General features: G+C 66.2%; 10 protein-coding genes and 1 tRNA gene. 9 read left to right on the forward strand and 2 right to left on the reverse strand.

Annotation, left to right across the window (positions count from 1 at the left end; all coding sequences use genetic code 11):
- The 9 genes from AC1DXV_RS29220 to AC1DXV_RS29260 form a co-directional block, all read left to right on the forward strand.
- On the forward strand, positions 1-432 hold a 432-nt coding region (locus tag AC1DXV_RS29220), incomplete at its 5' end, for a hypothetical protein (protein ID WP_477936930.1).
- A gap of 80 nt (positions 433-512) precedes the next feature.
- Positions 513-767, forward strand: a complete 255-nt coding sequence (locus tag AC1DXV_RS29225) for a hypothetical protein (protein WP_477867668.1) — start codon at positions 513-515, stop codon at positions 765-767.
- 74 nt (positions 768-841) lie between these two features.
- A complete protein-coding gene (locus AC1DXV_RS29230) occupies positions 842-1,102 on the forward strand; it encodes a hypothetical protein (RefSeq protein ID WP_477867670.1) in 261 nt (86 codons plus the stop codon).
- Between the two features lie 16 nt (positions 1,103-1,118).
- On the forward strand, positions 1,119-1,520 hold the full coding sequence (locus AC1DXV_RS29235; protein ID WP_477867672.1) for a hypothetical protein: 402 nt from the start codon (positions 1,119-1,121) through the stop codon (positions 1,518-1,520).
- Positions 1,521-2,067: 547 nt separating this feature from the next.
- Positions 2,068-2,559, forward strand: coding sequence for a hypothetical protein (locus AC1DXV_RS29240; RefSeq protein ID WP_477936931.1), 492 nt, complete (start codon positions 2,068-2,070; stop codon positions 2,557-2,559).
- A 144-nt stretch (positions 2,560-2,703) separates the two neighbouring features.
- Positions 2,704-3,672 carry a LysR family transcriptional regulator gene (locus tag AC1DXV_RS29245; protein WP_477867676.1) on the forward strand — a complete coding sequence of 323 codons (969 nt, stop codon included), beginning with the start codon at positions 2,704-2,706 and terminating at the stop codon, positions 3,670-3,672.
- Complete coding sequence (locus AC1DXV_RS29250) at positions 3,669-5,351, forward strand: FAD-dependent oxidoreductase (RefSeq protein WP_477936933.1); 1,683 nt, start codon at positions 3,669-3,671, stop codon at positions 5,349-5,351. The genes AC1DXV_RS29245 and AC1DXV_RS29250 overlap by 4 nt, the downstream gene beginning before the upstream one ends.
- 2 nt (positions 5,352-5,353) lie before the next feature.
- Entirely contained in the window at positions 5,354-5,578 is a 225-nt protein-coding gene (locus tag AC1DXV_RS29255) for a hypothetical protein (protein WP_477867677.1), read from the forward strand.
- 105 nt (positions 5,579-5,683) lie between these two features.
- Entirely contained in the window at positions 5,684-5,920 is a 237-nt protein-coding gene (locus AC1DXV_RS29260; RefSeq protein WP_477867679.1) for a hypothetical protein, read from the forward strand.
- 40 nt (positions 5,921-5,960) lie between these two features.
- Here the strand turns inward: AC1DXV_RS29260 and AC1DXV_RS29265 are convergent.
- Both AC1DXV_RS29265 and AC1DXV_RS29270 read right to left on the reverse strand, forming a co-directional pair.
- Positions 5,961-6,037: transfer RNA gene (locus tag AC1DXV_RS29265), tRNA-Arg, on the reverse strand.
- Between the two features lie 28 nt (positions 6,038-6,065).
- Positions 6,066-6,789: heme biosynthesis protein HemY (locus tag AC1DXV_RS29270; RefSeq protein ID WP_490363519.1), on the reverse strand; the 724-nt coding region annotated here is incomplete at its 5' end.

A 6,789-nucleotide genomic window follows, 5' to 3' on the forward strand; every position in this document is an offset into this window, starting at 1 on the left:
GCACCGAACCAGATGATTAATAAATTGACCCAGCGAACAGCGAAACTTGCATGCGCGACTGTCGTCGCTTGCGCAGTGCTCTGGGCTACCTACGCTCTTGCCGGGCGCGTTCCTGATATGAGCAGCCCCATCCGAGTTACCGACTCAGTATTCCTCGCAGACGGCGGGTCAGCATGGATTGAGCTCACTGATGCCACGGGCAAGAGGATTGCGGTTGACGTGCATGGCAGCCTCGAACGGAATGCTTCGGACTTTCGCGTCTATCTGCAGCGTTGGTATCCCGTTTTCCCGGTTCCAGTGCAAGTGGAACCACGGTCGGAAGCAGGACGTGCATTAGTGGAAATCGTCGAGCGAGCTGGCCGCGATGGCAGCCCCGACGCGGCCCACGCGCTTGCACCGGCGCGCGTCGCACTCACAAGAGGCGCTCACTGACGGAAGGCTCCACCCGGCCACAACCGGTCGATCGCCACCGTCGGCTCTGGGCAATCTCTCTTGGACAATGTGAGAACACTATGGTTAGCAAGACCACGATCGCGTCGGCCGGCAATGTGATGCCAGGAGCGCTTGCCTGTCTCGAGAAGCAAGGCTTCGCCGTATCGATTGACGAAGGGTTGTGGCGTGCCGAGTCCGAGTTTCGAACCTTCTTGGGAGAGGATCCCCTGATCCTCCTGGGTCTCGTGATGTTCCACGACATGCGAGGCGACGATTGGCAGCCCTCCGACGCGGAGGTTGATCAGTTTGTCGCCCTGGACCAAAGTCGTGGATAGGCGCCTCGGTGGGCAAGAGTCGGCCACTTCCAGCCGCTCACCAGCGACCGCTATCGGGTACGCTCGGCAGCGCTATGACCGAACTCCTACTGGGCTCTGAGTACGACGACGACCTGTTCTATCGACTCGTTGCCGAGGTCGAGGCGATGGGCGGCTCGATCGTTGACAGTGAGTGGACCCTGGGCGGCCCCCAAGAAGCCACGCGGTACGAGATCTCGCTCCCAGGCGCTGACCTTGTGGCCGTCGCTCAAGCCGGTGTCGGCTTGTCGCTTCGTGGAGAGCCGGCGCTGGTTGAAGCCCTCGCGGATCGCGTAGCTTCGAATCGGCTCGCATGAATGGCGTTGTTCCCGCATGTCCCTGACCGGCCAGGAGCCGGCGCTGGCGAGACGCTGCTTGCTGCGTAGCTCGCGCCGATCTCCTGCCTGTATCGAACGCCAGGTTTTATCTATGGTCTCAACTGTGACTTCCGTTGTCCTCTTGATCGCGGCCGCCTACGTGGTGGTCGTCAATTGGGCATCTCTGTATCTCAGCTACCGCAATCTGCGTCTCGGGATACAGAAGCACCATTCAATGACGCCGCTACTCTCCCAAGTATTCGTTGTCTTGGCGTGGCTGATCCACCAGCCAAATGCCATGCCGTGGTTTCCAGTGCATGACTTCCTTTTGATTGCATTGGCCGACCCGTCGCTCTGGTCGCTGCTCTGGTTGCCCTTCCTTCTCATACGTCGCGCGCTGGAGGCTCGGAATTCCTGACCGTTGCCCCGCAGGGCCTCGCCGCTCGATCAGCACGTCCCTCACGGCATGACGGCTGATATAGGAACCCCCGATCTGCAGCACCGCACCTTTGATATGACCGGCCGCTTGCGGGCAACGAAATCGCTTTCGTCAAAGTCCGCAACGGGTCGATAGCACCGCTTCGCGGTTCGCGACAGCAGCCATTCGAGCAGGTCAGCACTGCCGTCGCGGCACCGTCCGCCAGGCCCATGACTGAGCAGCTGCAAAACGATTCGCGATGAACGGCTCCTTCTGGTGAGAGCTGTCGTTCGGTGGGCGGACCCGACCGACCGCAACCAGTCTGTAGCCGTCGTAGGCTGCGCAGCGACTGCTGTCGGTCGTGGACGAACTTCAGCTACACATTCAGGGCCACGCCGCGGTGATTCGACTGCGACACCAGAATCAACAATGACGAGTCGGAGACCGGTCCGCCCCCACCTACTGGAGGTCTCCGATACTGGCTGGAAGGTAGATGACCGACAGCCCGAGCCAATGCACCCTCATGACATCGCTCACGAGGTTCGCCATGCCGCTGCAGTCCTGTCTTCTGAATCGACACACTCGTCTGGTGGCCGGACCGCTGGCCCTCCACGTTGCAACCCCCACTGCGCAGGCGGCGCCTGCGGACCAACCACCGCCGGTCTCCAGCGCCTTCCAGGCGGGCTTCTCCAAGGATGCGCGGATCTATGTCTTCGGCGCAAGCCGAGACTGGGGGAAACCGTTGCGATGGGGTGATGCTGCGGGCAACTGGGAGTCGTCAGTTGGGCAATGGCGAACGCGTCACGCCCCCGAAGGCGACCGCGGCGCGCTCGTTACGCCGGTGGGCTTCACTCTGGTGCTGAGCTGTTGTCTCGCCGACAGGCAGACGGAATCTTTCTTCGAACTGGTCATCGGGGCGAGCGTGCTGCTCCCGATCTACGAGACCGGTGAGCGCCTGCATCACTTCTTCAACGCAGGCATCAAGCGTCGGAACCCTCGCGAGAACACCATCCAGTTGCGCCATGCGACCCGCTACTGAACGATCACGTTTTCACGCCATGGAGGGCCGACACCGCGCGCGGGCCCGGATGCTCTATGCCGTCGTCATGCTGGTCGCTCTGGTGTCAGCTTCCTTCACCGCGATGGCACACGACGATTCTCACTGTGCGCGAAAGCAGTCTCCATGGATCGCCTGAAAGCCCTCGCCGTCTTCAAGTCGGTCGTCGAGCATGGCGGCTTCTCGCGTGCGGCGGTGGCTCTCGACATGTCGGGCTCCGTGGTCACGCGAACGGTGCAGGACCTGGAGGCACTGCTGGGGGTGCGCCTGCTGTTGCGCACCACGCGCAGCGTTTTGCCCACGTCCGTCGGCGAATCGGTGCTCGAGCGAGCCACGGAGCTGCTGGCATCCTATGACGAACTCGAAGCCTTCAGCAGCGAGTCGGCCCACGAACCCCACGGGCTGATCCGGTTTGCGGCCACCGCCTCGTACGGGCGGCTTCACCTCGGAAAGGCACTGGCGGCTTTTCGGGCACGGTGGCCGCGGGTCTCGGTGGACCTGCGCTTGCGTGACGACCCAGTGGATGTCCTCGCGGACGATGCGGACCTGGCGTTGTGCCTGGAAGGCCACCTGCGGCAATCGCATGTCGCTCGCGAACTCGCGAGGCTGGACGTGGGCTGGTTCGCCTCGCGTAATTTCCTGCTCGCCAGCGGAAGCCCCGCGACGCCGCTGGACGTGAGCCGCTTCGACTGCCTCGTCCATCGCCGGGCGCGCCCAGTCGGGTGGACCTTCGTGCACCGGGACAGCGGGCTGCGACACGAGGTGCCGGTCGCGGGCGTCCTTCAGTCTAGCCATGATGAAGTCCTGATGGAGGCCGCCGTCCACGGGGCCGGCCTGGTGCAGCTGCCCCTGTTCATGGCCGAAGCCTGCGTGGCCGAGGGCCGCCTGTGCCGGGTGCTGAGAGATTGGCATGCCGACCCGGTGTCCCTGCACCTCTGCTACGCGTCGCGGCGCCATCAACCGCTCGCCGTTCGCAAGCTCGTCGAGCATCTGGTGGAGTGGCTCGAGCCCCCGACGATTTACCGCGCTTTACTTGTGCCCCCCGGACTCGTGCACGACGATGGTGCCAAGTCAACAGAGGGACTGATGCCATGAATCCCAGCCTTGCTTCGGACGTCCTGTCGAGTCGCCGCCACCAGGCATTCCCTCGCTTGAGCGAGGGCGACATCGCGCGGATGCAACGCTTCGGAACACTACAGGCCTATCCGGCTGGCACCCGCATTGTCAGTGCCGGCGAGCGCGGACCGGGCCTGTTCGTGGTCGTGACAGGTCTGGTAGCCGTCCTTCAGCGCGACGGCATGGGCAACGAGACACCTGTCGTCGAACACGGTCCGGGCAACTTCTCGGGCGAACTGGCGACGATGACCGGCAAGCCTTCCCTGGTCGACGCCGTGGCCCGGGAATATGTCGAGGCGTTGCTGCTGCCGCCCGGACAGGTGCGCTCGCTGATGATCGCCGAGGCCGACCTGGGCGAGCGCCTGATCCGCGCGCTCATCCTGCGACGCGTGGCGCTGATCGAGCAGGGCGCCAGCGGGCCTGTATTGATCGGCCATCCGAACTCGGCCGGCCTGCTGCGGCTTGAGAGCTTCCTGCACAGCAACGGCGAGCCGTTCCGGGTCATCGATGCACGCGACGACGACCGCGCGGCGGCGCTGATCGAGCAGTACGGCGCCGCCCCCGGCGAGCCGGTGGTCGTGTGCCCGGACGGTGCCGTGCTGGTGAACCCGACCGAAGCAACCCTGGCCCGATGCATCGGCATGGTTGACAGCGCCGAGCGCGAAGAGATCTTCGACGTGGCGATCGTCGGCGCCGGCCCGGCCGGGCTGTCGACGGCCGTCTACGCCGCCTCCGAAGGCCTGCGCGTCGTCGTRCTGGACCGGCGCGCCTATGGCGGGCAGGCCGGTGCCAGCGCGCGCATCGAGAACTAYCTCGGGTTTCCGACCGGCATTTCCGGCGCCGCACTGACCGGGCGCGCCAGCGTGCAGGCCGAGAAGTTCGGCGCCGAACTGCTGATCCCGGCCGAGGTGCGGTCGCTGGACTGCGCTCGTGCRGGGCCGGAGCGTGAACTCSGGCTGCACCTCGCCGATGGCCGGCGCCTGCGTGCGCGCACGGTCGTCATCGCCAGCGGCGCGCGCTACCGCCGCCTRGAGGTGGATCGACTGTCCGMYTTCGAAGGCCGCGGCATCTGGTACTGGGCCTCGGCACTCGAGGCCACRCTGTGTGCGCAAACCGAAGTCGTGGTCGTGGGGGGCGGCAATTCGGCGGGCCAGGCCGCCGTCTTCCTGTCACAGCACGCCTCGAAGGTGCACGTGCTGATGCGCGGACCGAGCCTGCGGGCCACCATGTCGCGCTACCTGATCGATCGCATCGGTGCGGCGCCCAACATCGAACTGCGCCCCCACACCGAGATCGTCGAGTTGCATGGCGAGCCGATGAGCGGGCTGGAAGGGGTGACCTGGACCAACCGCCGGGCGGCATCGCAGGAGCATCGCCCGCTGCGCAACGTCTTCCTGTTCGTCGGGGCCGAGCCCGAGACGCACTGGCTTGGCGGGTGCAGCGTCGGCGTCAATCCGCAAGGCTTCGTGCTGACGGGGGCCGGCGTCGAGGTCGATCCCTCGGGCTGGAAGGCCGCGCCGCTGGAAACCAGCGTGCCGGGGGTGTTCGCCGTCGGCGACGTGCGCTCCGGCTCGGTCAAGCGCGTGGGTGGCGCCATCGGCGAGGGCGCTGCGGCGGTCGCACAGATCCACCACCACCTCGCAGGGTTGCCGGCGTAGCGTTGACTCTTTCGCGTGACGCTCGACTTCGTCATCCCGCCGAGTGCACCCAGGGCCTGATCCTGCGCTTCCAGGCGGCGACCGATCGGATGGCCTCGGACGACCCGGCGCGGGCTGCACTCGCCCAGGTGCTGGACCGCGCCGAAGACGTGCTGAGGCAACAACTCGATCGCCTGTTCGACCCGCGCGAGCCGCCGCGTTCACACGATCGAGTGAACGGCGGGTAAAACGAATGGGGGTTCTGCCGCGGCGATGGAAGACCTATCGTTCAATCCCCCGCGCCCCAAGGAGCCACGCATGGCCCGCACGAACCAACAACACGGCGTGGCAGCGTGCGCGGGCGGAAGCTGGGCTCGGCGACCTGCGCCGACATCCTGTGGCATTCCAGCCGTTCGATGACGCACCACTACAGCATGGCGCAGACCGTCGAGCTGCACTCCGCGCTGGAGAAGATCAAGGAAGATTCGGGCCGCTGGAACAAGAGCCTGACCACGCTGCGGATGGAGCAGGAGGCCGCGCGCTCGACGGCCACTCCCCCAAAAGTCCCCCGGCAAGAAAAAACGCCCTAGAGGCGTAAACCTCTAAGGCGTTGAATCATTTCTTGTTTTTTGGTGCGGCTGGCAGGATTCGAACCCACGACCCCTTGGTTCGTAGCCAAGTACTCTATCCAACTGAGCTACAGCCGCTGAGCCTCGCAGTGTAGCACGACTTTTTTCAGATTCCGGCGAGCGTTGCGGCTTGTCGATAGCAATCGGCCGTGCGCTCGACATCGCCCTGCTGCTCGGCCAGGTGCGCGAGCAGCACCCAGGCGTCGCGGCGCGCGGCCAGCGGCAGCTCGTCGGCATCGGCGGCCTGCTGCAGCAGCAGCCGCGCCTTGCCCCACAGCTCGCGTTGCGCCAGCGCGCGGCCCACCGCATGCGCCAGCGCCGGCTCGCGCGGGAAGGCCTGCAGCGAGGCCTCCAGCCGCGGCAGCCAGTCGGCTCCGATGCCGTCGATCGACGCGACCAGCGCCTCGGCCAGCGCACAGCGCTCGTCGATGCCCAGCTCGCCCAGCCGCTCCCAGAACGGCCGCAGCGCATTGCGCGCATCCGCCTGCGCACCGAACTTCGACAGCCGCGTGGCGGTGCGCGCCGCGACGAACGGGTCGCGCCGGTCAACGGCCTCGAGCGACAACCACACGCGCCGCACCTGGTCGGCATCGCGCGCGCCATCGAGCGATTCGAACGCGAGCGAGCGCAGCAGGCCCTGCGCCGCCTCCTTCGAGAAGGCCTGGTGCTTGGCCAGCAGCCGCGCGGTCTTCAGCGCCTCGTGCGGCTGGCGGGCCAGCCGCGTGGCCTGCAGGCGCAGGCGCAGCGCATGCGTGCGGCGCGCGACCCCCGGCGGCAACTCGCCCAGCAGCTCGAGCGCGCGCGCCGCATCGCGGTCGTCGAGCGCCCAC

This window comes from Rhizobacter sp. P3_C12, assembly GCF_056402735.1.